Genomic DNA, 26,031 nt, shown 5'->3' with positions numbered 1-26,031 from the left:
CCGGCCGTCGGGGTCAGCCGGTCGGGCCGGTGCCGGAGCCGCCCCGGCGGGCGGCGCGGCGCCGTTCGTGGTGCTGCCGGCGGTCGCCGCCGGCGGGCTGCGCGGTGTCGGGTGCGGTGGTGTCCGGGGCGGGCGCGGGTGCTGACGCGGCCGGTGCGGCCGGTGCGGCCTGCGGCGCCGGGGCGGCGGCCGGGCGGTCCAGCAGCTCGGCCAGGTGGCGGATGGTCGGCCGGTCGAACATCTCGACCACCGAGAGCTCCTGCCCGAAGTCCTCGGCGATCCGCCGCTGGACCCGGACGAGGTGGATGGAGTTGGCACCGGCCTCGAAGAAGTTGGTGTCGACGCCGACCTCCGCCCCGTCCATCACCTCCCGCCACAGCTCGGTGAGCCGCTCCATCGCGCCGAGCGCGCCCGGCCCGTGCGCCGCCGGTCGTGCCGCCGGGGCCGCAGGGGCCGCCGCGAGGGCGGGGGCGACGGGGACGGCGGAGACGACGGCGGGGGCGGGCACCGCGGCGCCCAGCCGGGCGAGCGCCGCCCGGTCGACCTTGCCGTTGGCGGACAGCGGCAGCGCCTCCACCGCCCGCACCTGCTGCGGAACCATGTAGCCGGGCAGCCGCTCGGCGAGCGCGTCGCGCAGCGCGGCCGTCCAGTCGGTGCCGGAGCCGGGCTCCTCGGCGGCCGCGTTCAGCGGCCGGCCGCCGACGAGCGTGTGCAGCACGCGCTGGCCGTCCTCCAGCCGCAGCGCCTCGTGCAGCGGCTCCGGGAAGACGTCGCCGATCGGGCAGAGCGCCACCGCGCAGTCGGCGGCGCGGTGACGCAGCAGCTGCGCCATCGCCCCGGCCTCCAACAGGCAGAAGCGGTCGGCGAGTTCGCCGTACACCGGGGCGATCGCGGCGGTCCGGGAGACCAGGAAGACGGCGAAGCCGGCCTGGTCGAGCAGCGGTCCGTTGGCCTCGCTGTAGAGCGCCCGGTCCAGCGCCCGGGCCGAGCCCGGTGCGCCGTCGAGGGCGACCAGCGCCGGCCCGGCCGGGTCGACGTAGTAGGTGCCGGCCGGCAGGCCCGCCACCCTGCCGGGGGCGACGGCCAGGTAGGTCTGCACCGGGTACAGGCCGCCGGCCGAGCCGTAGGCGTACCGGGGCACGCCGTCCTCGTCCTGGCGGGCGAGCACGGTCAGCAGCGCGTGCAGGTCGGCCAGCCGCACGGGGGCGTCGGCGAAGCCGGTGGCGGCGCCGCGCAGGGCGGCGGCCCGGCGCAGGTCCAGGGTGTCGGTCGGCAGGGCGAAGGGCAGGACCTCGCGGCCCGCCAGGTCGGCGCGGCGGCCGGGCTGGCGCAGCCGCGCCTCCAGCCGGCGGACCCGCTCGGCGTCCAGGGCCGGGGCCGGCGCGGGAGCGGGGGCGGCGGGCTGCGGCCGGGCGGCCTCGCGGACCACGAAGGCCGCGAGCCGGGCGCCGAGCCCGCTGCCCTCGACCAGCGCCGCCGCCTCCCGGACGCCGTCCATCCGGACCAGCGCCGACTCGATCTCGCCCAGCTCGATGCGCATGCCGCGCACCTTGACCTGGCAGTCCTCCCGGCCGAGGAACTCCAGCTCGCCGTCGGGCAGCAGCCGGGCCAGGTCGCCGGTGCGGTACAGGCGCTCCCCGGTGACCGGGTGGGTCGGGAACGCCCGGGCGGTGAGCTCGGGGGCGTTGCGGTACCCGACGGCCAGGCCCACGCCGGTGATGAACAGGGCGCCGGCGACGCCGACCGGGCGCGGCCGGAAGGCCTCGTCCAGGACGACCATGCCCTGGTTCCGCATCGGCCGCCCGTACGGGATGCTCGGGCGGCCCGGCTCGACCGCGCCGATCGGGTGCAGCACGGACCAGATCGACGCCTCGGTGGCGCCGCCCAGGCTGATCACCTCGGCCTTGGGCGACAGCGCGCGGACGTGGTCGGGCATGCCGACGGGGATCCAGTCGCCGCTGAGCATGACCAGGCGCAGCGACTCCAGGTCGGCGGCCGGGTTGCCGCCGGCGTACGCGAGCAGCATCTCCATCAGCGCGGGGACGGAGTTCCAGACGGTGACGCCGTGCTCGGCGACCAGCCGGGACCAGCGCGCGGGGTCGCGCTCCTCCCCGGGCCCGACCAGCACCAGCGCGGCGCCGGCGGCGAGGGTGCCGAACAGGTCGTACACCGAGAGGTCGAAGCCGAGCGAGGAGAGGCCGAGGACGCGGTCGGCGGGGCCGACCCGGAAGCGGTCGTTGACGTCCACCACGGTGTTGAGCGCGCCGCGGTGGTCGATCATCACGCCCTTGGGGTCACCGGTGGAGCCCGAGGTGTAGATGACGTACGCGAGGTCCGCCGGGGTGGTGGGCACCGGGGCCGGCTCGGCGCCGGCCGGGGTGGCCAGCGCCTGTTCGAAGCCCAGCAGGGTGACGCCGGCCGGCACCGCGCCGGCCGCGTCCCAGGACTCCCGGGCGAGCAGCGCGGTGGCACCGGCGTGTTCGAGCGAGCGGGCGACGCGGGCGGCCGGCAGTCCGGCGTCCAGCGGCAGGTAGGCGCCGCCGGCCCGGATCACGCCGATCGCGGCCGCGACCTGCTCCCAGCCCCGGTCGGCGCGCACGCCGACCAGGTCGCCGGGGCCGACGCCGGCGCCGCGCAGCGCGTGGGCCACGGCGGCGGAGGCGCGCTCCAGCTCGCCGTAGGTCACGGTGCCGGTGGCGGAGACCACGGCGGTCCGCTCGGGGGCGGTGCGCGCCTGGGCGAGGAACGGCTCGTGCAGCAGCCCGTCGGGCCGCGGGCCGTCCGTGGCGTTGAGCGCGCGGTAGGCCTCGGCGTGGGCGGCGGGCAGGGCGGCCAGGTACGGGTCCGTCCAGGCGTCGGGCCGCTCGGCGAGGGCGGTGAGCAGGCCGGTGTAGGCCTCGAACATCGCGTCGAGCAGGCCCTCGGGGAAGAGCTCCTCGACGGCGTCCCAGGTCAGCCGCAGCCGTCCCTCGTCCTCGGAGATCTGGTGGTCCAGCCAGACCTGGGGGGTCTGGGTGATGGTGTGGGCGACCTTGGCGCCGAGCTCCCGCAGCACCCGGCTGCCGCCGACCTCGCCGGCGCCGAGCTCGCTGGTGAAGACGACCGGCATGGCGGCGTCGGCCACCCCGCGCCGGCGGGCCAGGTCGCCGCCGACCCGCACGCCGCTGACCAGCTGGTGGTCCAGGTCCTCCCAGAGCCGGTCCTGGAGCCGGCGGGCCCGGTCGGCGAAGGAGCCGGCGGTGGCGCCGTCCACCTCGAAGAGGCTGAGCGCGGTGAAGTCGCCGACCATGGCGGCCAGGTCGGGGTGTTCGCCGACGCGGTTGAACAGGGTCAGGTTGAGGGTGAAGCGGTCGGCCGCCGCCCAGGTGCCGAGCACGGTGGCGTAGGCGGCCAGGGCGAGCGCCGAGGGCGTGACCCGGCCGGCGGCGGCCCGGCCCTTCAGCCGCTCCCACAGCTCGGCGGGCAGGTGCGCCTCGCGGCGGTGGAACCTGGTCTGCGTCAGCTCCTCGGGGCGCCGCGCCAGCGGCAGCGCGGGGGCGGGCGGCAGGGTCTCCAGGCGGCCGTGCCAGTAGTCGAGGTCGCGCTGCAGCGCGGGGCCCTGGCGGCGGGTCTGCTCGGCCAGCACGTAGTCGCGGAACGAGAGCTCCATCGGGCGCGGGTCGAGCGAGCCCTGGTAGATCGCCAGCAGCTCGCGCAGCAGGATCTGCACGCTGCCGCCGTCGGCGATCAGGGTGTCGATGCTCAGGTGCAGCCGGGCGTCGGTGCCCTCGGTCCGGCTGGCGTGCAGCTCGAACAGCGGCCAGGTGTCGGCGGGCAGCACCTGGTGCGACATCCGGGCGCGGGTCCCCGCGAGGGCGTCGGCCCGCTCGGCCTCCGGCAGTCCGCGCAGGTCCTCGACGGCCAGCTGGTACGCGGGCACCTCGGGCAGGATGCGCTGGGTGCCGTCCTCGGCGAAGACCAGGCGCAGCGCGTCGTGCCGCCGCACCAGGGCCTGCCAGGCGTCCTGGAGGCGCAGCGGGTCGACGTCGGCGACGTCCACTTCGAGGTAGAGGTGACAGGCGACGTCGCCGCCGACGGCGCCGCTGCGGCCGATCCAGTAGGCGCGCTGCACGTCCGTCAGCGGGAAGGGCTCGTGGCGGCGGGCCTGGTCGGGCAGCAGCTCGACCGGTTCGGCGGGTGCGGTGGTGGCCCCGCCGGCGCCCAGCGCGTCCACGGCCCGGGCGAGGGCGGCGACGGTCGGCGAGTCGAACAGGGTGCGCAGCGGCAGCTGGACGTCCAGGTCGCGGCGGATCCCGGCGACCATCCGGGCGGCCAGCAGGGAGTGGCCGCCGAGCTCGAAGAAGTCCTCCTCGGTGCCGACCTCGTCGAGCGTCAGGGCCTCGCGCCAGATCGCGGCGATCCGCTCCTCGGTCGGGGTGGCGGGCGCGGTGCGGTCGCGGCCGGCGGCGGGGACGGTCTCGGGGGCGGGCAGCGCCGCGCGGTCGACCTTGCCGTTGCTCGTGAGCGGCAGCGCGTCGAGCGGGATGAACCGGGACGGGATCAGGAAGCCCGGCAGCTGCCCGGCCAGGGCGGCCCGCAGTTCGGCCGGGGCGGGCGGGGCGGCCGGGTCCTCGGGCACCAGGTAGGCGGCCAGCGCGGCCCGGGCGGTGCCCAGGCCGTAGGCGGTGACCACGCACTGGCGGATGCCGGGCAGCGCGGTGAGCGCGGCCTCGACCTCGCCGGTCTCGATCCGGAAGCCGCGGATCTTGACCTGGTGGTCGTTGCGCGAGAGGTACTGGAGGCGGCCGTCGGGCAGGGTGCGGACGAGGTCGCCGGTGCGGTACAGCCGGTCGGCCGGGTCGGCCGGGTCGGAATCGGCCGACCCGGGGTCGGCGACGAAGCGTTCGTCGGTGAGTTGGGGCAGCCCGAGGTAGCCGGCCGTCACCCCGGCGCCGCCGATCAGGAGTTCGCCCGGCACGCCGACGGGCACCCGCCGCCCGTACGGGTCGAGGACGCGCACGGTGGTGCCGGCGATCGGGCCGCCGATGGTGACCAGGCCCTCGGCCGGGTCGACCTCGGCGGTGGTGGACCAGACGGTCGTCTCGGTCGGCCCGTACATGTTGCGGATCGGGCCGCCGAGGTGTTCGGCCAGCCGGCGCACCAGCTCGGCGTCGAGGGCCTCGCCGCCGAGCAGCAGCTGCCGCAGGCCGCGCAGGGCCTGCGGTTCGGCCTCGTCGAGCAGGGTGCGGGCCCGCGAGGGTGTGCACTGCAGGTGGGTGACGCCGTGGGCGCGCACCAGCGCCGTCAGCTCGGTCTCGGCCGCGACCGCGAGGGCGGCCGGGGCGGGGGCCGGTGCGGCGGCCGCGGCGCGGCGCAGCTCGGCCAGCCGGGGCAGGGCGGCCAGCGCGACGTCGGTGTCGACGCCGAAGTCGACCAGGCAGCCGATCTCGTCCACGCCGGCCGCGGCCAGCCGGTGCACCAGCGGCAGGCACTCCTCGGCGGTGCCGATCAGCGAGCCGTGGCCCAGGTAGCGGGCGCAGGCGTGGTCGAGCAGGGCCTCCTGGTCCTCGGCGGTGAAGTCGCTGCTGCGCACGTCCATGCCGAGGCCGCGGGCCAGGTTCTCGATCAGGCCGACCGAACTGCGCAGGTAGTCGCGGAACGGCTGCCAGGCGTGCGCCCGGACGTCGGCGGCGTCGGCGCCGACGTAGCTGTGCAGCATCAGGGTCACGTGCGGCTCGCCCGGGTGGCCGGCCTCGTGCCAGGCCTCCCGGTACAGGGCGATCTTCTCGCCGAGCTCCTCGACGCTCTGGCCCAGCAGGTGGGTCAGCAGCCGGGCGCCGACCCGGCCGGCCGTGCGGCAGGTCTCGGGGTTGCCCGAGGAGGTGAGCCAGTACGGCAGCTCGGCCTGGACGGGGCGGGGCAGCACCTGGACGTCGACGGTGCGGCCGCCGGGCCCCTCGAAGGGGAGCTGTTCGCCGCGCCACAGCCGGCGCACCTGCTCGATCCCGCTGACGGTGAGCGCCTGGCGGTCCTGGTAGGCGTCCTTGGCGAGGACGAAGTCGTCCGCGTGCCAGCCCGAGGCGAAGGAGAGGCCGACCCGCCCGCCGGACAGGTTGTCGACGACCGACCACTCCTCGGCGACCCGGACGGGGTGGTGCAGCGGCAGCACCACGCTGCCGGCCCGGATCCCGATCCGCTCGGTGGCCTGGGCGATCGCGGCGGCCAGCACCGAGGGGGCGGGGAACGGCCCGCCGAAGGCGTGGAAGTGCCGCTCGGGCAGCCAGACGGCGGAGAAGCCGTTGGTGTCGGCGAAGCGGGCGCCGTCCAGCAGCAGCCGGTACTGGTCGGGGCCGGGCTCGGCGCCGGCGGTGTCGCTGGCGAAGTAGAAGAGGCTGAACTCGGGGACGGCCGGGGCGTCCGGGGCGTCCTGCGAGGCCGGTGCGGCCGGGGCGGGGGCCGCCGTGCCGGGGTCGGGGTTGACCACGACGCGGTGGCCCCGGCTGAGCGTCCAGAGCAGTTCCAGGACGGAGATGTCGAAGGAGACGCTGGTGACGGCCAGCCAGGTGGCGGGCTCCCCGTCGTCCGCCAGCACGCGGTCCATCGCCGCCAGGAAGGCGGTGAGGTTGCGGCGCAGCACGACGACGCCCTTGGGGCGGCCGGTCGAGCCGGAGGTGTGGATGACGTACGCGGGGGCGTCCGGGTCCAGGGGTACGGGCGCGGGCGCGGCGGACTCGGACTCGGCCGGGGCGTCGAGGTCGAGCAGCGGGGCACCGGCGGGCGCGGCGTCCCGGGTCGCGGCGTGCACCACGACCACGGCGGGCTCGGCGTCCTCGACCACGTGGCGCAGCCGGGCCGCCGGGTAGTCCGGGTCGAGCGGCAGGTAGGCGGCGCCGGCCCGGAGCACGGCGAGCATGGCGGCGGGCAGGTCGGTGCCGCGGCGCAGGCACAGGCCGACCCGGTCGCCGGGGCGCACCCCGGCGGCCTGGAGCCGGGCGACCAACTCGTCGACCCGGGCGTCCAGTCGGGCGAAGGTGAGGGCCAGCTCCGGGCGGCCGCCGGGCAGCACGGCCTCGGCGTCCGGGCGGGTGCGCACGGCCTCGGCGAAGGCCGTCACGACGTCCGGCGCGTCCTCGGGCAGCGCCGGGCCGTCGCCGGCCGAGGCCAGCAGGGCCTGCTCGACGGGGGTGAGCGCGAGCAGGTCGGAGAGCCGCAGGCCGGGGTCGGCGGCGCCGCGGGCCAGCACCCGCTGAAGCGCCTCGGTCAGCGTGCGCACGGTGTCGTCGTCGAACAGGTCGCCGCTGAACTCGCAGACGCCTGCCGTGAGTTCGCCGTCGCGGGCGAGCTCCAGGCTCAGGTCGGTGCGACACAGGCCGTTGTCCAGCTCGACCAGCTCGACCGTGACGCCGGGCAGGGCGATGTCGGGGGCGGGGACGTTGCGGTAGCCGAACTGCACCTGGTAGAGCGGGGCGTGGCTGAGGTCGCGGTCCGGGCGCAGCTCGCGGACCAGGCGCTCGAAGGGCACCTGGGTGTGGGCCAGCGCGCCCAGCGAGGTCTCCCGCACCCGGCCGAGCAGTTCGCCGAAGGTCGGGTCGCCGGAGAGGTCCGAGCGCAGCACCAGGCTGTTGACGAACATGCCGACGAGCCCGGCGAGTTCGGGCCGGTCGCGGCCCGCGGTGGGCACGCCGACCACGACGTCCTGCTGGCCGGAGTGGCGCATCAGGACGGCCTGCCAGGCGGCCAGCGTGACCATGAACGGGGTGGCCCGGGCCGCCCGGGCCGCGGCCTCCACGGCCTCGGTGGTGGCGGCGTCCAGGGTGAAGTGCACCCGGCCGCCCCGGTGGCTGGGCACGGCCGGCCGGGGCCGGTCGGTGGTCAGCTCCAGGACGTGCGGGGCGCCCTCCAGCCGCTCGCGCCAGTAGCCGAGCGGCTCGGCCAGCGCGGTGTCGGTGAGTTCGCGGCGCTGCCACTGCGCCCAGTCGGCGTACTGCACGGCGAGCGGCTCGGGGGCCGGGCCGCCCTCGCGGAAGGCCCGGTAGCGGGCGCAGAGCTCCTCCACCAGCACCGCGCGGGACCAGGCGTCGCCGACCAGGTGGTGGTTGACCACGACCAGCAGGGCGCGCTCGGGCGCGGAGCGGATCAGCAGGGCGCGCAGCAGCGGGCCGTGCTCCAGGTCGAACGGCAGGGCCGCCTCGCGCTCGGCCAGCGCGCGCTCCTCGGCCTCGCTCCAGCCGGCCTCGCCGCCGGCCGGCTCGACCACCCGCAGCACCGGGGCGGTGCGCTCCAGCACCCGCTGCACCGGGCCGTCCTGGCCGGCGGCGATGACGGTGCGCAGCGCCTCGTGCCGCTCCACCAGGCCGTCCAGCGCGGCCTCCAGCGCGGCGACGTCCAGCGGGCCGCTCAGACGCAGGCCCACGTACTCGTTGAACACCCCGAGCCCGGGGGTGAGCTGCTCCAGGAACCAGAGCCGTTCCTGGCCGAAGGACAACGGCGCCGGCTGCGCCGGGTCGCGCGGCGGCACGGCCGGGGCCGTGGCGGCGGGGCCGGCCGGGGTGGCCGGGGCGGTGCCTGCGCGGCCCCGGGCGCGCGCCTCGAAGGCGGCGCGCTGCTCGGGGGTGAGCCGGGCGAGGCGGTCCTCGCGGCGGCCTGCGGGGTTGGTCACTGGTTCTCCAGGTCGGCGAGGATGCGGTCTTCGATCTCGGTGGCGAGGTCGGCGACGCGGCCGCCCTCGAAGAAGACCCGGGCGGGGACGTCGACCTCGAACTCGGCCCGCAGCCGGGCCGCGATCTGGGCGGCCAGCAGCGAGTGGCCGCCGAGCTCCAGGAAGTCGTCGTCCACCCCGACCCGGTCGAGGCCGAGCAGTTCGGCGTAGATCTCGGCCAGGCGCTCCTCGGTCGGGGTGGCCGGGGCGGTGTACGGCGTGGCGAGCTCGGGGCGGGGCAGGGCCGCCGTCCGGGGGGCCTCGGCGGCCGGGGCGGCGGAGGTGCGCAGCGTGCCGTCCGCGATCGCGGCGCCGGCCCGGGCCACCACGGCCCGTCCGGGCGGGCCCTCCAGCAGGGCGGCGAAGGCGCGGGCGCCCTGCTCGGGGGTGAGCGCGCCGGCCAGCATGTCGGCCTGGAAGGCCCGCAGGGCCTCGGGGACCTCGGCCCGGCTGGCCATGCCGACGCCGGCCCACATGTCCCAGTCGACGGCCACCGCGTGGCGCTCGCCGCGCGCGGCCTCGGCCTCCGCGACGGCGGCGAGGTAGGCGTTGGCGGCCGCGTAGTCGGCCTGGCCGTAGGTCGGGATCAGGGTGGCGAGCGAGGAGCAGAGCACCAGCACCTCGGCCTCCCCGGGCCGCAGCGCGGCGAGCAGGTGGCGCAGGCCGGCGGTCTTGGGGGCGAGGACCGTGCGCATGCTGTCGTCGGAGCGCAGCTCGACGGAGCCGCCGCCGGGCACGCCGGCCGCGTGGACGACGCCGTCGATCCGGCCGAAGGCCGCACGGGTCTGCTCCAGCGCCCGGTCCAGCGACGCGGCGTCGGTGACGTCGGCCTGGACGGCCAGCACCTCGGCGCCGCTCGCGCGCACGGCGGCGAGCGCGGCCTCGTCTGCGGCGCCGCGGCCGAGCAGGACGAGCTTGGCGGCGCCGGCCCGGGCCAGGGCGCTGGCGAGGGTCAGGCCGATCCCGCCGAGGCCGCCGGTGAGCAGCCAGGTGCTGCCGGGGCGCACCCGGGCCGGGGCGGTCGGGACGGGGCGCTCGGCGGGCTCGACGCCGCGGGTGAGCAGGGCGCCCCCGCGCAGGGCGAGCAGCCGGGCCGGGCCGGTGAGCACGGCGCGCACCACCGCGTCGGCGGCGGCCTCGTCGAGCGCGGCGCCGACGGCGAGGTCGACCTGGGTGCAGCGCAGGTTGCGGTACTCCTCGCCGAGCACCTGGACCGGGCCGCTGAGCAGGGCGGCGGCGGGCCGGGGCTGCTCGCCGGGGGCGGCCGGGAAGGCCCCGGCGGTCACGACGCCGAGCCGGACCTCGTTCAGCACGCTCTCGGCGGACATCGCCCGGGCGAGGTGGACCAGGCCGAAGTAGCCGGCGGTCTCGTCCGGCGTCTCGTCCAGGCCCCAGGCGTACAGGACGGCGGTGGGCGTGCGGACCAGGCCGCGCAGGTCGGCCAGCAGCTTCGCGTACTGGGCCGGGTCGGCGGGGTCGAGCTCGTAGACGCCGCGGCGCACCCGGCGGTAGGCCGGGCCGGGCTGGACGGTGGTGACGATCTGGCCGCGTGCCGTCAGCAGCTCGACCAGGGGCTGGGCGGCGCCGGCCCGGTCCAGCAGGACCAGCCAGGTCTGGCGGCGGCCGGCCAGCGGGTCGTCCCCGGCGGCCTCGGCGAGCTGGCGCCAGTTGACGGTCGCGTGGACGGCGTCGAGGTCCGCGGCGGGCAGCGCGGTGGCGGGCGCCCGGCCGGGGACGGCGGGCTCGATCCAGTGCGGGAGCCGCTCGAAGGGGTAGCCGGGCAGGTCGGCGGGGCGGGCGTCGGCGTCGACGGGCTCCCAGTCGACGGCGGCGCCGTGCGCCCACAGGCTGCCGAGCGCGAGGACGGCGCTGCCGGGCTCGTCCTCGGCGCCGCGCCGCCCGCGGGTGGGCAGCGGCGGCAGGGCGAGCCGCGGCCCGGCGGTGCCCTCGGCGGCCGCGCGGGCCAGGTCGGTCAGCACGCTGCCGGGGCCGGTCTCCACCAGCACCATCCGCTCGTCGAGCGCCGCCAGGCGGGTCAGCCCGTCGTGGAAGCGCACCGGGGCGAGCATCTGGCGCACCCAGTAGCCGGGGTCGGTGGCCTGCTCCGGGGTGATCCAGTCGCCGGTGAGGTTGGACAGGAAGGGCACGGTGGGCTCGTGCAGCGTCACCTTGGCGAGCTCGGCCGCGAACTGCTCGGCGGCGGGTGCGCACAGGGCGCTGTGGAAGGCCCGCTCCACCGGCAGGCGCAGCGCGCGCAGGCCCCGCTCGCCCAGCTCGGCGGCGGCCCGCTCGACGGCCTCGGCGGTGCCGGACAGCACCGAGGCACCCGGTCCGTTGACGGCGGCGAGGTCCAGGCCGTGCGCGGCGGCGAGGTCGGCCGCGGCCGCCTCGTCCAGCGGGACGGCCAGCATCGCGCCGGGCGCGGTCTGCTCCATCAGCCGGCCGCGGGCGGCGACCAGGGCGAGCGCCTCGGGCAGGTCGAGGACGCCGGAGAGCAGCGCCGCGGTGTACTCGCCGAGGCTGTGGCCCAGCAGCGCCGCCGGGCGCACGCCCCAGTGCCGCCACAGCGCGGCCGTGGCGTGGCCGACCGCCAGTACGGCGGGCTGGGTGACGGAGCTGCGGCGCAGCAGGTCGGCGTCGCCGCCGCGCAGCAGCTCGACCAGGTCGAGGCCCAGGTGCGGGCGCAGCAGGTCGGCGGCCTCGTCCAGGGCGGCCCGGAAGACCGGGTGCGCCCGGTGCAGGCCCAGGGCCATGCCCGGGTACTGCGCGCCCTGGCCGGGCAGCAGGAAGGCGACGGGGGCGGCGCCCTGCCCGGCGCGGGCCCGGACCGACTCCCGGCGGCCGGCGCCGCGCAGCGCGGCCACGGCGGCGGCGGTGTCGTCCGCGACCACGACGCGGCGCTGGACCAGCTGGCGGCGGCCGGTGCGCAGGGTGCGGGCGACGTCGGCCAGCGGGCGGTCCGGGTGGGCGGCGAGGTCGTCGGCGAGCCGCTCGGCGGCGGCGTCCAGCGCGGCGGCGGTGCGGGCCGACAGCGGCAGGGCGACGGGGACGGCGCCCGGTGCGGCGGCCTCGCGCGGGGCCGGCTCGGGGGCCTGCTCCAGGATCACGTGCGCGTTGGTGCCGCCGATGCCGAAGGCGCTGACGGCGGCCCGGCGCGGGCCGTCGGCGACCGGCCAGTCGGTGAGGCCGGCCGGGACGAAGAACGGGCTGTCGGCGAGGCCGAGTTCGGGATTGACGGCCTCGGCGTGCAGGCTCGCCGGGATCCGGCCGCCGCGCACCGTCAGGATGGCCTTGATCAGGCCGGTGACGCCGGCGGCGGTGTCCAGGTGGCCGAGGTTGGACTTGACCGAGCCCAGGCCGCACCAGCCGGTGGCGGACCTGTCGTCGGCGTCCTGCTCGGCGCGGAAGGCGGCGGTGAGCGCCTCGACCTCGATCGGGTCGCCGATCGGGGTGCCGGTGCCGTGCGCCTCGACGTAGCCGATGCTGTCCGGGGCGACGCCCGCGACGGACAGCGCCTCGCGGATCACGGCGGTCTGGCCGGCGACCCCCGGGGCGGTGTAACCCGCCTTGTTCGCACCGTCGTTGTTGACGGCCGAGCCGAGGATGACGGCGTGCACCCGGTCGCCGTCGGCGAGCGCGTCGGCGAGGCGCTTGAGCACCACGACGCCCGCGCCGTTGCCGAAGACCGTGCCGGCCGCCTCGGCGCCGAAGGGCCGGCAGTGCCCGTCCGGCGACTCGATGCCGCCGGGCACCGGCAGGTAGCCGGAGCGGTGCGGCACGGTGACGGTGACGCCGCCGGCGAGCGCGAGGTCGCACTCCTCGGACAGCAGGCTCTGCACCGCGAGGTGCACCGCGACCAGCGAGGTCGAGCAGGCGGTCTGCACGCTGACCGCCGGGCCGCGCAGGTTGAGCTTGTACGCGGCCCGGGGGGCCAGCTGGTCGGGCTGGTTGCCCTGGAAGAGCATCGGCACGCCGAGGGAGTCCCGCAGGTCGGTGCGCGGCAGCAGGTTGTGGATCAGGTAGGTGCTCAGCAGCGACCCGGCGTAGACCGCGATCGGCCCGCGCGCCCGGTCGGGGTCGCAGCCGGCGTCCTCCAGCGCCTCCCAGGCGCATTCGAGGAAGATCCGCTGCTGCGGGTCGATGACCGAGGCCTCCAGCGCGTTGTAGCCGAACAGCTGGGAGTCGAAGCCGGCGACGTCCGCCAGCACGCCCTTGGCGGCCACGTACCCGGGCTTGCCGGCCTCGCCGTCCGGCACCCCGGCGGCCCGCAGCTCCTCGGGGCCGAACCGGCTGATCGCCTCGGTGCCGGAGGCCAGCAGCTCCCACAGCGCGTCGACGGAATCGGCTCCGGGGAAGCGGCCCGCGAGGCCGACGACGGCGACCCGGCCGTCGGTCTCGGCCTCGTCGGGAATGACCGGCTGTGCGTTCAAGGTGTTCTCCGTGGGTGAGGTGGGCTCCGCGCGCGGCGGGGCGGGCAGGACCGGGTACGCGGCCGGGGCTCAGACCGCCATGGGGTTCGGGGCCGCCGGGCGGCTCAGACCGCCATGAGGTAGCGCTGGAAACGGGGCATCAGGAACTCCAGGGCCCGGACCTCGACGGGCGTCAGCTCCGGGTGCCAGACGTCCCAGAGCAGGACGGCGCGCTGCTGGGTGCCCTTGTTCCAGGCCTCGTGGATGAAGCTGTCGTCGAAGAGGATCACCTTGCCCTCCTCCCAGCCCCGCTCGTCGTCGCCGACCTTGATGGCGCAGCCGGGCGGCACGATCAGCGGCAGGTGCGCGGTCAGCAGCAGGTTCACGCCGCCGGTGTGCGGGGTGATGTGCACGCCGGGGTTGAGGATGGTGAACATGCCGTCGCGCGGCCCGTGCGGGCTCGCCGAGACGGCGGCGTGGGTCTCGGGGCAGCGCTCCGGGACCTCGTCGCGCCAGCTGCCGTTGCGGTACAGCTGGTAGGTGTCCCAGCCCTGCCAGCCGAGCTCCTTGGTGTACAGGTCCTCGTACGGGGCGAAGCGGGCCTGCTCGGCGCGCAGCTCCAGGAACTCGGCCTTGATCCGGTCGTACGCCGCCTCCATCCGGGCCACCCAGGGCAGTTCGGCGGTGTCGTGCCAGGGCAGGGCGCTGATCCCGGGGAAGAACAGCCGGGTCGGCTCCTGGTCGTCGTGCAGGTACTCCGGGGCCTGCTCGCCGGTGAGGATGCGCAGGCACTCCTCGACCCGCTCCAGCCCCTCGGTGCCGAGGATGCCGTGCAGCTCCGTCATCACGCCCTGAACGTCCATGTCAGTCCCTCCCTGTCGGTGCGGTCCGGGTCGTCGGCCCGGCCGGTGTGTGCTGGTCGGCGGCCGGGCCCTCGGCCCGGTCCCGGGCCTCGCGGCGGGCCCTGGCGCGGGCCCGGACGGCGCTCTGGCGGCGTTCGCCGCGCGGCTCGGCGGTCTCGGCGGCGGCCCGGCCGTTCGGCGCGGCGCCCTCGGTGAGGCCGGCCGCGAACTCGGCGATGGTGGGCCGCCCGAAGATGTCCACCAGCCGGACCGGCCGCTCCAGGCGGCGGGCCAGCTCCAGCTGGAGCCGGGCGGCCAGCAGCGAGTCGCCGCCGGCCTCGAAGAAGTTGGTGTGCCGGCCGACCGGTCCGCCGCCCAGCAGTTGGCGCCAGGCGTCGGCGACGAGCTGCTCGACCCCGGCCAGCGGGGCGGCGTCGGCGGGCCGGGCGGCGGCCCCGGGCAGCGGCAGCCGGGCCCGGTCCCGCTTGTTGGTGCGCGTTCGGGGCAGCGCGTCCAGCAGCATCACGGTGTCCGGCACGACCGCCGCCGGGAGCCGTTCGGCCAGGTGCGCGCGCAGCTCGGCGCCGGTGACCCCGGGCGCCGCGACCGCGTAGCCGACCAGCCGGCGGGCCCCGCCCCGGCCGTGCGCGGCGGCGGCCGCCTCGCGGACCCCCGGGTGCAGCTCCAGCAGCGCCTCGATCTCCTCCAGCTCGATCCGGTTGCCGCGGATCTTCAGCTGGCTGCCGATCCGGCCGACGAACGCCAGCTCGCCGTCCGGGAGGCGGCGGCCCAGGTCCCCGGTGCGGTACAGCCCGCCCCCGGCCCGCCAGGGGTCGGCGACGTACGCCCGGGCGCTCTCCTCGGGCCTGCGGTGGTACGAGCCGGCCAGGAAGTCGCTGCGCAGGTGGATCTCGCCGACCACCCCGACCGGGCAGAGCCGGCCCTCGCGGTCCAGGACCACCGCCTCGCGGCCCGGGATCGGGGTGCCGATCGGCACCCCGGCCGGGAACTCCTCGCCCGGCGCCAGCTCGCGGTGCGTCGCCAGCACGCACTCGGTGGGCCCGTAGAGGTTGTGCAGCCGCGGCCGGTCGGGGCGGTGCGCCCAGGCGGCGGCCAGGGCCACCGGGAGCACCTCGCCGGCCATCAGCACGTGGGCGAGGTCCGGCAGGTGCGAGCCGGTGGCGTCCAGCGCCTCGGTGACCAGCTGGAAGAAGGCCGGGACGGTCTGGATCTGGGTGATCCGCTCGGCCCGCAGCCACCCGGCCACCGCGAGCGGGTCGCGGCGCAGCCCCTGCGGCGGCAGGCAGAGCACCGCGCCCGAGCAGAGCGCGGCGAACACCTCGGTGTACGCGGCGTCGTAGGTGAACGGGGCCCACTGGGCGATCCGGCTGTCCGGCCCGATGCCGAAGTGCTCGCGCTGCCAGTGGGCGAACTGGGCGAGCGCCGCGTGCGGCAGGGCGATGCCCTTGGGCGTGCCGGTGGAGCCGGAGGTGTAGACCAGGCAGAGCGGGTCGCCGGGGCCCGCGGGGGAGGCGGCCGGGGCGGGGCCCGCGGGCTCGTCGGCGGCCGGCACCCGCGGGTCGACGGCCTCGACCGGGACGCCGGCGAAGTGCCCGTCGTCCGCCAGTAGTTCGGGGTGCAGGGCGAGCGTGCTCTCGGCGGCCAGCAGGCACACCGGTTCGGCGTCCGCCAGCAGCGCGGTCAGGCGGGCGTCCGGGTCGGCCGGGTCGAGCACCGCGAAGGCGGCCCCGGTCTTGGCGACGCCGAGGATCGCGGCACTCTGCACCGGGCCGGCGGGCAGCAGTACCGAGACGAACCGGCCGGGCGCCGCGCCGCGCTCCAGCAGCCGGGCCGCGATCCGGTCGCTCCAGGCGTCGAGCCGGCGGTAGTCGACCGTCACGCCCTCGGCCCGGATCGCGGGGGCGTCCGGACGGGCGGCCGCCCGGTCCCGGAACAGCTCCGACACCGAGACGGCGTGCTCGGCGCGCGCCTGGCCCGCGGGTCGGGCCGGGCGCGGGTCGGGCAGAGCGGGGTCGGTGAGCTCGACGGCGTCGAGCGGGGCCTGCGGCGAGGCCAGGGCGGCGCGCAGCAGGACGTGGAAGTGCCGGGCGAAGCGGTCCGCGAACTGCGGGCCGAAGCGGTCCGTGGCGTACTCCAGGGCGCCGGCGATCCGGTCGGCGCGCTCGTCCAGGGCCAGGGTCAGGTCGTACTTGGCCGCCCCGGTGGGGACCTGGCGCAGCACGCCGGCGGCCGGGCCCAGCCGGACGTCGGCCGGCGGCGCGTCCTGGAACACCAGCGAGGCCTGGACCAGGGTCGGGCGGCCCGGCTCGCGGGCCAGGCCGAGGCCGGCCACCAGCCGGTCGAAGGCGACCAGCGGACGGCCGAGGTCGCCCGCCAGCGCCCGCCCGGTGCGGGCGGCGAGCTCGGCGAAGGACGGCGCCCCGGCCAGGTCCACCCGCACCGGCAGGGTGTTGGCCAACGAGCCGACCAGCGACTCCAGTTCGGGCCGGTCGCGGTTGGCGACGGGCACGCCCACCAGGACGTCGTCGCTGCCCGCGTAGCGGCCCAGCAGCGCCGCGTACACGGCGAGCAGCAGGGTGAAGGGCGTGGTGCGCAGCCGGGCGGCGCCCTCGCGCAGCGCGGCCGTCAGCTCCGGGGCGAGCGCCACCGGCAGGGTCTCGCCGGCTCCCGTCGGCCGCGCCCGGGTCGGCGCGTCGGCGGGCAGGTCGAGCACCCCGGGGTGCCCGTCGAGCCGCTTCAGCCAGTACTCCAGGTGCTCCTGGCGCAGCGTCAGGCCCGCCTCGTCGGCGCAGCCGGCCGCGTAGCCGGCGAAGTCCAGGTCGAGCGCGGGCGGCGGCTCGGCCAGGCCGAGGCGGGCGGCGTACAGCGCGGCCAGCTCGCGCACGGCCACGCCGATCGACCAGCCGTCGACGGCGAGGTGGTGCGCGGTGCACAGCAGCACCGAGCGCTCGGGGCCGGTGCGCACCAGGGTGAGCCGCAGCGGCGGCTCACCGGCCAGGTCGAAGGGGCGCACCGCCTCCGCCCGGGCGAGCTCGGGCACCTCCTCGGGCGCCGCGTCCAGGACGGCCAGGGCCGGTGCGGCGGGCGGCGCGAGGACCAGCACCGGGCCGTCCTCGCGCAGCTCGCAGCGGGCGGCCAGCACCGGGTGCCGGGCGGTCAGGTCGGCGAGCGCCCCGGTCAGGGCCGCCTCGTCCACCGGGCCGGCCAGGTCGAGCGCGGCGGGCAGGTGGTAGGCGGGCGAGTCGGGGGCCAGGCGGTGCAGCAGCCACAGCTGGCGCTGCTGGTCGGTCATTGGGACGGCGTCCGGGGCCGGCCCGGTCGTCCGGGCGGCGGGCGCCGGGGCGGCGGGCCGCACCCGCGCCAGGGCGGCGGGGGTGGGGTCGGTGTAGAACTCGGCGAGCGAGGGCGCGGCGCCGAAGCGGGCCCGGACCCGGCCGAGCAGCCGGGTCGCGGCGATGGAGTTGCCCCCGGCGGCGAAGAAGTCGTCGGTGGTGCCGACCCGCTCGGACGGCAGGCCCAGGACCTCCGCCCAGAGCGCGACGGCGGCCCGCTCGGCCTCGGTGACGGGCGCGCTGCGCCGGGCGGCGGTGAGCTCCCCGGCGCGCAGCAGCAGCGCCGGCCGGTCCACCTTGCCGCTGGTGTTGAGCGGCAGCGCGGGCAGCGGGGCGATCACCCCGGGGACGGCGGCGGCGGGCAGCCGCTCGCGCAGGTGGCGGCGCAGGCGGTCGGGCAGTTCGTCGTCCCCGGTGCGGGCGGTGACGAAGGCGACCAGCCGGGGCCCGGCGGGCTGCCCCCGGTCCACGACCACGGCCGCCTGGCGGACCTCGGGGTGGGCGGCGAGCAGGGACTCCACCTCGCCGACCTCGATGCGGTGGCCGAGGATCTTCACCTGCTGGTCGGCCCGGCCGAGCACGACGAGCCGGCCGTCCGGCAGGTGGCGGGCCAGGTCGCCGGTGCGGTAGACGGTGCCGCCGGCCGGGTCGACCGGGTCGGCCACGAAGGCGGCGGCGGTCAGCTCCGGGCGGTTGCGGTACCCGGCGCTCACGCCGGCCCCGCCGATCACCAGCTCGCCGACGGCCCCGCGCGGCACCGGCCGCAGCCGCCGGTCCAGGACGTAGCAGACGGTGCCGGCCACCGGGCGCCCCACCGTGACGCCCTCGCCGGGCAGCACCCGCCCGACGGTGGACCAGATGGTCGTCTCGGTCGGCCCGTACAGGTTCCACAGCTCGGCGCAGCGGGCCAGCAGCCGATCCGCGAGGTCGGCGTCCAGGGCCTCGCCGCCGCACAGCGCCCGCAGTCCGGGCCGGCCCGCCCAGCCGCCGTCCAGCAGCCCGCGCCAGAGCGAGGGGGTGGCCTGCACGACGGTGGCGCCGCTGCGCTCCAGCAGCGCGCCCAGCGCCTCGGCGTCGCGGACGCTCTCGCGCGGGGCGACCACGACCCGGCCGCCGGCCAGCAGCGGGGCGAACAGCTCCAGGACGGAGATGTCGAAGGTGATCGAGGTGACGGCGAGCAGGGTGTCGTCGGCCCGCAGGCCCGGCTCGGCGCGGACCACGCTGTGCAGCAGGTTGGCGACGCAGCCGTGCGGCACCGCCACGCCCTTGGGCAGCCCGGTGGAGCCCGAGGTGTACATCAGGTACGCGAGGTCCGCGGGGCCGGCGCCGGGCAGCGGTTGGCCCGCCCCGGAGTCGGCGGCGTCCGGGCGCTCGTCGAGCAGCGCGGCCGGGTCGGCGGCGGGCAGCCCCTCGACGGGGTCGCCGATCAGCAGGCGGGCGCCGCTGTCGGCGAGCACGTGCTCGGCCCGCGCGGCGGGCATGGCCTCGTCCAGCGGGACGAGGACGGCCCCGGCCCGCCAGATGCCGACGATCAGCGGCACCAGCTGTGCGCCGCGCTCGACGCGCAGGGCCACCCGGTCGCCGGGCGCCACGCCGTGCCGGGCCACCAGCCGGCGGGCGACCAGGTCGGCGGCCGCGTCGGCCCCGGCCCGGCCGAACGCGTGGCCGGGCGACTCGACGGCCGGTGCTGCGCCGTCCTGCCGGGCGAGTGCGCGCAGCGCCTCGGGCACGGTGGCCCAGGCGCGCTCGGCGTCGGGCGCCCGGTTGAAGTCGACCAGGACGCGCCGGCGCCGGTCTTCGGAGAGCACCGGGAGCTCGGCCAGCGGCCGGTCCGGGTCGGCCGCGGCGGCCTCCAGCAGGCACAGCAGCGAGTCCGCGAAGTCGGCCGCCGTCTCGGGGGCGAGCAGCGCCGTGCGGTACTCCAGCGTCGCGTCCAGCGCGCCCGAGGGGCGCGGGCGCAGGAAGAAGGTCAGGTCGTACTTGGCCGTGCCGCTGTGCGAGGGCGCCGGGGCGGTGGTGACGCCGGGCAGCTCCAGGGTGGTGGTGGGGCCGCTGTGGAAGGAGTACATCAGCTGGAACAGCGGCGTGCGCCCGCCCGCGGCCCGGCCGAGCCGTTCCAGGACCAGGTCGAAGGGGGTGTCACGGTGGCGCAGGTCGGCCTTGAGGTTCTGCCGGGTGCGGGCCAGGGCCTGCCGGAAGCTCGGCTCGCCGCCGAGGTCGCTGCGGTGGGCGACGAGGTTGAGCAGCGGTCCGACCACGCCGGCCAGCGCGGTGCGGCCGCGGGTCGCCACCGGCATGCCGACCACCAGGTCGTCCTGGCCCGTCCAGCGGGCGGCGGTGGCGCAGAAGGCGGTGAGCAGCACGGTGGACAGGCTGGCCAGTTCGCCCCGGCCGAAGGCGCTGAGCCGGGCCGCCAGTTCGGCGGGGACGGTGAAGTGGTGCAGCGCGCCGGCCGCCGGGTCGCCGCCGGGGCCGACGTCGGACGGCAGGTCGGCGGTGGGCAGTTCGCCGCCCAGCCGGGTCTGCCAGTGGTCGATTCCGCCGGCGTGGCCGGTGTCGCTGTCGTCGCCGCGCTGCCAGGCGGCGAAGTCGCCGAAGTCGGGCCCGTCGGCGAGGGCGGGGGCCGGGGCCCCGCCGCCGAGTTCGGCGGTGTAGCAGGCGGCCAGCGACTCCAGGAAGACGCCGAAGCCCCAGGCGTCGACCACGATGTGGTGGGCGGTGAACAGCAGCAGCGAGCGGCCCCCGCCCAGCAGGAACAGCTGGGTGCGCATCAGCGGGGGCCGGGCCAGGTCGAAGGGCACGGCCACGGCGCGGGCGGTGAGCTCGGCGAGCCGGTCCGCGCGCTCGCCCTCGGGGACGCCGGTCAGGTCGACGGTCTCGACGGCCGGGCGGACCAGGTCGGCGAACAGCTGCCACGGCTCGCCCGCCCCGTCGGCGGCGACGGCGCAGCGCACCACCTCGTGCCGCCGGGCGACGGCGGCCAGCGCCCGCTCCAGGGCGGCCACGTCCAGCGGGCCGCTGACGTGGAAGGCGGCGCTCTCGTTGTTCAGGGCGGTGCCGGGCAGCACCTGCTCGGCCCGCCAGATGGAGCGCTGGGCGTAGGACAGCGGCGCGCGGGCGCGGTCGCCGCGCAGCGGCAGGGAGGTGTCGCGGCTCATCGGCGGCCGCCCTCCGGCGAGGCGTCCGCGCGGCCGGCGGCGACGGCCGCGGCCAGCCCGGCGACGGTCGGGTCGCCGACGTACACCCGCAGCGGCACCTCGACGCCGAAGCGGGTGCGCAGCCCGTCCAGCAGGCGGGCGATGCCCAGGGAGTCCCCGCCGAGCAGGGCGAAGTCGTCGTGCCGGCCGACGGCGGGCACGTGCAGCAGCTCGCGCCACAGCTCGGCGATGCCGGCCTCCAGGCCGTCCAGCGGCTGTTCGCCGGTGCGCCCGGCCAGGGCGGCGGCCGGGCTGGGCAGCGCCCGCCGGTCGGCCTTGCCGCTGAGGGTGCGCGGGATCGCGGCGAGCCGCAGGTACAGGGCGGGGCGGGCGGCGGCGGGCAGGCCCTCGGCGGCGTGCGCGCGCAGCTCCTCGTCGGTGGCGCCGTCGGCGACCAGGTAGGCGCAGAGCACCGGTTCGCCGTCGGCCTCCTCGACCAGGGCGGCGCAGACGTCCGCCACCGCGGGGTGGCGGCGCAGCAGGTCCTCGATCTCGCCGAGCTCGACCCGGGCGCCGTTCACCTTGACCTGCTGGTCGCGGCGGCCCAGGACCTCCAGGGTGCCGTCGGCGCCCAGCCGGCCGAGGTCGCCGGTGCGGTACCGGTCCGGTGCGACGAAGCCGCCGGCCGCGTCGCCCAGGTAGCCGCGCAGCGGGAACGGGGTGCGGATCTCGATCTCGCCGATCGCGTCCACCACCGGGCGCCCGCCGAACAGCACCGCGATCTCGACCCCGGGCATCGGCCGGCCGGCCGGGACGGTCCCGGCGTCGGCGTCCTCGGCGGTGAGCCGGCGGAAGACCTTGGTCATGGTGGTCTCGGACGGCCCGTAGAGGTTGACGAGCTCCTTGTCGCCCCCGAACAGGGCCCGCCACCAGGCGATGTCGGCGGGGCGGACCGGCTCCCCGGCCATCAGCACGCCGCGCAGCCGCGGCAGGGAGTCGGCGGCCAGCCCGGCGGCGCGCAGGGTGCGGAACACGGTGGGCACGCAGTGCAGCAGGTCGACCTGCTGCTCGGTCAGCCAGCGGGCCAGGGCCGCGCCGACGGGGATGGCGCCGGGCGCCGGGAGCACGGCGGTGCCGCCGGCGCACAGCGGGACGAGGGCGTCGCGCAGGAAGGCGTCGAAGCCGGGGGAGGTGAGCATGGAGATCCGGGTGCCCGGGGCGATGCCGAACTCGGCGATCTCCCAGTCCAGGAAGTGCGCGACCGCCTCGAAGCTGCCCCGGATGCCCTTGGGGCGGCCGGTGGTGCCCGAGGTGAAGTAGACGTAGCCGGCGTCGGGGCCGCTGATGCCGATCCAGTCGTCGGCCGCCCAGGGCAGCGGGGTGATCGACTCGGCGGCGAGCAGCGGCAGTTCGCCCTGTCCGGCGACGGCCAGGTGCAGTCCGGCGACGGTCAGGCCCGGCCCGGCGGCGGCCAGCGCGGAGCGGCCGGCGGCGTCGGCGAGCACGGCGCCCGGCCGGAGGTCCTCCAGCAGGGCCGTCCAGCGGGCGGCGGGCTGGCGGGTGTCCACCGGGGCGAACGGGCGGCCGGTGGCGGCGCAGGCGAGGATCGCCGCGACCACCGGGACGGGGTCCGCGCAGGCGACCAGGACCGGGCCGGTGCCGGTGGCGAGGCGGTCGCGCAGGCCGGCGGCCAGCCCGGCCAGCTCCTGGTGGCTCCAGACCCGCTCGGCGGTGGCGAGGGCGGGGGCGGCGGCTCGGCGCTCGACCTGGTCGGCCCAGCGGTCGAGGATGCTCGTGTGGCTCACAACTCTCCGTTCATGATCCGGTGGGCCACGACCGTCAGCGGGTCGAGGGAGGGCAGCGCCTCGCTCAGACCGGCGTCCTCGATCGCCCTGGTGACCAGGTGCAGCTCGGTGCAGGCGGCGACGAAGGACCGCACGCCGTAGCGGGGCAGGGTCTCGCGCAGGAAGTCGATGGTGCGGGCCGGGTCCTCGCCGCGCTTGAGGCGGTGGATCTCCCGGTGCAGCGCCTCCTGGTCCGGCGGGCGCAGCGCCACCAGCTGCCGGGCGGCCCGGGCCCCGGCGGCGCCCGAGGTGAGGATGCCGGCCCGGGCGGTGCCGGAGGAGCAGAGCAGCAGGTGCGGTTCGCCGGCCGCGGCCAGTTCCTCGTGCACCACGTCGACCAGGGAGACGCAGCGCGCCGCGAGGTCGGCGGGCAGGTCGCCGAGCACGTGGTGGGCGGTGATGCAGGCGATCACCACGCGTTCCGCGCCGGCGGCCAGCAGGCCGCGCAGCGAGGACTCCACGGCGCGGCGCAGCTCGTCGAGTTCGCCGCTGCCGATGGCCTCGGTGCGGTCCACCACGGCCGGGTCGGACCAGAGCAGCACCCGGGGGGTGTCCTGCTCGGGGTGGAGCCGGCAGGCCCGGTAGACGGTGCGCAGCAGTTCGACGGAGGCCAGCGGGCCCATGCCGCCGACCACCCCGACCAGCGGGTGGCGCGGGCGGGTGCCGGGGCCGGCGATCGGCCCGGCGGCGGTGGCGGTCATCCCAGGCACGGCAGATCGAACTCCTCGACGAAGAGGGCGAAGGTCGCGACGAGCATCAGGTAGTCGGTGTCCAGGTGGGCGTGCACCTGCTGGCCGTCTCCCCGCTGACGCCGCGTCAGGGCGGCGACGGTGTCCGGGTTGAAGTAGCCCTGGCGGCGGACGGTCGCGGGGGAGACCAGCTCCTCGAACCAGTCGGCGCCGGTGCTCAGCAGGTGGCTGCTGGTCTGGCCGCGGAAGCCGTACTTCTGCCGGCCGAGCACCTCGCCGGGCACCAGGCCCTCGGCCGCCCGGCGCAGCACGGCCTTCTCCCGGCCGTGGGCGAGCATCAACTCCGGTGGCAGCGTGGTGGCGTGGTCGACCACCGCGTTCGCCAGGAAGGGGAAGCGCAGCTCGACGCCGTTGGCCAGGGCCATCCGGTCGCCGTGGTCGCCGAGCAGGTGGTCGGCGAGCCGCAGGTGGTAGTCCAGGTAGGAGCGCTGGTGCAGCGGGTGGCGCCCGGCCAGCCGCCCGGGGTCGACCAGGCGCTGGTTGGTGACGGAGAACTCGTCCAGCCCGTGGGCCAGGTCCTCGGCGTACAGCTCGCGGCGGAACTCCTGGGCGGGCAGCTGGTCCTGCTCGTAGCCGAGGTCGACGCCCCACATCCGTTCGCGGATCTCGCGCTCCAGCTGCGCGTCCAGGCCGGTGAGCCGGCTGCCGCCGAGCCCGGTGGCGTCGAAGCGGTAGCCGGGGTAGCCGCCGAACAGCTCGTCGGCGCCCTCGCCGCTGAGCGCGCCGACCGTCCCGGCGGCCCGGACGGCCTCGGACAGCGCCAGCGAGCAGACGTTGTACGACTCGCGCACGGGTGCCTCGGCGTGGCGCACCATCGCGGTGATCCGCTCGGCCACCTCGTGCTCGCCGACCGGGACTTCGTGGTGCTCGGTGCCCAGCTTGGCGGCGACCAGCCGCTGGTGCGGGCCCTCGTCGAAGTCGCGGCCGGGGAAGGTGACGGAGAAGCTGGGCCAGGCGTGGCCGGGCCGGGCCCGGGCCATCAGGGCGCCGATCAGGCTGGAGTCGAGGCCGCCGCTGAGGTACATGCCGATCGGCACGTCCGCGAGCAGCCGGCTGCGCACGGCCCCGTCGAGCAGTTCGGCGGTGCGGTGGGCGTACCGCTCCAGCTCCCGGTCCAGGGCCTCGGGGGCCACCGGGTCGAGGTCGGCGGCGAGCGGGAAGTCGAGGTCCCAGTACCGTTCGGTGCGCACGCCGGAGCGGTCGGCGATCAGCCGCTCGCCGGGGCGCAGCGCGCTGATCCCCTCGAACATGGTGCGCGGGCTGACCAGCCCGGGCAGCGTCAGCACCTGGTCGAGGCCGCGCAGGTCGACCCGGGCGCTGACGGCGGGGTGGCGCAGGATCGCCTTGATCTCGGAGGCGAAGATCAGCTGGCCGTCGGCGACGGTGTAGAAGAGCGGGACGATGCCGGCCCGGTCGCGGGCGAGCAGCAGCCGCTGCGCGGCGGCGTCGTGCAGCGCGAAGCCGAACTGGCCGTCCAGGTGGGCCGTCAGGTCCTCGCCGTACTCGCGGTACAGGTGGAGCAGCACCTCGGTGTCGCTCTCGGTGCGGAACCGGTGGCCGCGGCGGCTCAGCGCGGCGCGCAGCTCGCGGTGGTTGTAGATCTCGCCGTTGCAGACCGAGGCCAGGGTGCCGTCCTCGGTGCGGTGCGGCTGGTTGCCGCCGGCGAGGTCGTTCAGGGCCAGTCGGCGAAAGCCCAGGCACAGGCCGTCCGTGGCGTAGTGGCCGTCGTCGTCGGGGCCGCGGTGCACCAGGCACGCCGTCATCTCCCGGACCACGGCGGCATCGGCCGGGCGACCGCCGCCCAGGACGAATACGCCGGTTATTCCGCACATTCTGTCCGCCCTCTCCCGTCGTGCGTTCGGAACTCGTCGTCGGAACTCGCCGATCGAAATACTCTGGAAATATCCGAAAGAAACCCGGACGAGGAGCACCGTAACAGAGCTCGGTGTTCCGGGAAAGACTCAAGATCCTTATGCGCCAACCGACTATTTCAGGGCACAACTGAGCTGCAGCATCGCCCGGTTGGATCCTCTCGGGGCATGCCGGAATACGGGCTGGACCAACCCGTGAATTACCGCATAAAGTCGTGCGGGAGGCCTGTTCAGGCTTCGCGTAATTGACTGGGGAAGAAAAAGGAGCAGCGATGACCGGTTCGTCCGCCGTACAGCACGACGAGGTGGCCCGATGGACGCCGTGGCACCGGGACGCCGCGCCGAACGGGCGGTCCGGGCCCGTGCGCGTCTACTGCCTGCCGCACGCCGGCGGCTCCGCGAGCGCCTACCTGCCGTGGGCCCGGTCCGGCGAGCAGCCGGGCCTGACGATCGTTCCGGTGGAGCTGGCGGGCCGGGGCACCCGCCTCGCCGAGACGCCGTCGGCCGTCATGGACGAGGTCGTCGACGGCCTGCTCGCCCTGCTGGCGAGCCGCCCGGCGGACGAACCGTTCATCCTCTTCGGCCACAGCATGGGCGCCCGGATCGCCTACGAGACGACCCGCCGGCTCGCCGCCGAGGCGCGGCCGCTGCCGCTGTCCCTCGTGGTCTCCGGCGGCCGGGCCCCCGGCACGCCGGACGTCACCCGGCTGCACGGACTCACCGACGACGAGCTCCTGGAGCGCATCGTCGGCCTCGGCGGGACCCCGGCCGAGGTGCTGGAGTTCGCCGACCTGATGCAGATGATCCTGCCGGTGCTCCGGGCGGACGTCACCCTGCTGGGCGAGTACAACGACCGGGTCCGGCCGACCGTGCTGCCCTGCCCGGTGCTGGCGCTCGGCGGCGCCGACGACCTGATGGCCGGACCGGAGTGGATCACCGGCTGGCGGGCCACCACGGCGGCCGACTTCCGCCACCGCATCCTGCCGGGCGACCACTTCTTCCTGCACCAGCAGCGGGCCGAGGTGCTCGCGGAGCTCGCGGCGCAGGCCCGGGCGTGCCTGGACACCGCGGACGGCCCCCAGGAGGGCCGGGCGCCGGGCGCCTGACCCCGGCCGCCCGGTTCCGTACGACGGGGCCGGGCGGCGGGTG

8 protein-coding genes are annotated in these 26,031 nt (G+C 77.2%); 1 reads left to right on the top strand and 7 read right to left on the bottom strand.

Translation table 11 applies throughout. The features are described 5' to 3' along the window. Positions 1-13: 13 nt before the first annotated feature. The 7 genes from ACFVTF_RS27235 to asnB form a co-directional block, all read right to left on the bottom strand. The gene (locus tag ACFVTF_RS27235) at positions 14-8,638 is read right to left on the bottom strand and encodes an amino acid adenylation domain-containing protein (protein WP_387817076.1); all 8,625 of its coding nucleotides are present in this window, start codon (positions 8,636-8,638) and stop codon (positions 14-16) included. Beyond that, the gene (locus ACFVTF_RS27230) at positions 8,635-13,107 is read right to left on the bottom strand and encodes an SDR family NAD(P)-dependent oxidoreductase (protein WP_387817075.1); all 4,473 of its coding nucleotides are present in this window, start codon (positions 13,105-13,107) and stop codon (positions 8,635-8,637) included. Before ACFVTF_RS27230 ends, ACFVTF_RS27235 begins: the two co-directional genes overlap by 4 nt. A gap of 104 nt (positions 13,108-13,211) precedes the next feature. Continuing rightward, positions 13,212-13,949 (bottom strand): aspartyl/asparaginyl beta-hydroxylase domain-containing protein, encoded by a 738-nt coding sequence (locus tag ACFVTF_RS27225; protein ID WP_387817074.1) that lies wholly within the window; start codon positions 13,947-13,949, stop codon positions 13,212-13,214. Between the two features lies 1 nt (position 13,950). Then, positions 13,951-20,439, bottom strand: a complete 6,489-nt coding sequence (locus ACFVTF_RS27220; RefSeq protein WP_387817073.1) for an amino acid adenylation domain-containing protein — start codon at positions 20,437-20,439, stop codon at positions 13,951-13,953. After that, on the bottom strand, positions 20,436-22,223 hold the full coding sequence (locus ACFVTF_RS27215; RefSeq protein WP_387817072.1) for a non-ribosomal peptide synthetase: 1,788 nt from the start codon (positions 22,221-22,223) through the stop codon (positions 20,436-20,438). Before ACFVTF_RS27215 ends, ACFVTF_RS27220 begins: the two co-directional genes overlap by 4 nt. Continuing rightward, complete coding sequence (locus ACFVTF_RS27210) at positions 22,220-22,963, bottom strand: aspartate/glutamate racemase family protein (RefSeq protein WP_387817071.1); 744 nt, start codon at positions 22,961-22,963, stop codon at positions 22,220-22,222. Before ACFVTF_RS27210 ends, ACFVTF_RS27215 begins: the two co-directional genes overlap by 4 nt. Beyond that, positions 22,960-24,843: an asparagine synthase (glutamine-hydrolyzing) gene (gene asnB / locus ACFVTF_RS27205; RefSeq protein ID WP_387817070.1), complete on the bottom strand. Its 1,884-nt coding sequence runs from the start codon at positions 24,841-24,843 to the stop codon at positions 22,960-22,962. Before asnB ends, ACFVTF_RS27210 begins: the two co-directional genes overlap by 4 nt. 311 nt (positions 24,844-25,154) lie before the next feature. Between asnB and ACFVTF_RS27200 the strand changes: the two genes are divergently transcribed. Further along, positions 25,155-25,988: a thioesterase II family protein gene (locus tag ACFVTF_RS27200; protein ID WP_387817069.1), complete on the top strand. Its 834-nt coding sequence runs from the start codon at positions 25,155-25,157 to the stop codon at positions 25,986-25,988. The last annotated feature ends 43 nt before the right edge of the window (positions 25,989-26,031 follow it).

Origin of the sequence: Kitasatospora sp. NPDC057940, assembly GCF_042887425.1 — a bacterium.
Lineage (GTDB): Bacteria > Actinomycetota > Actinomycetes > Streptomycetales > Streptomycetaceae > Kitasatospora.
The sequence above is the reverse complement of the archived record's forward strand: the minus strand, read 5'-3'. Positions and strand labels throughout refer to the sequence as shown.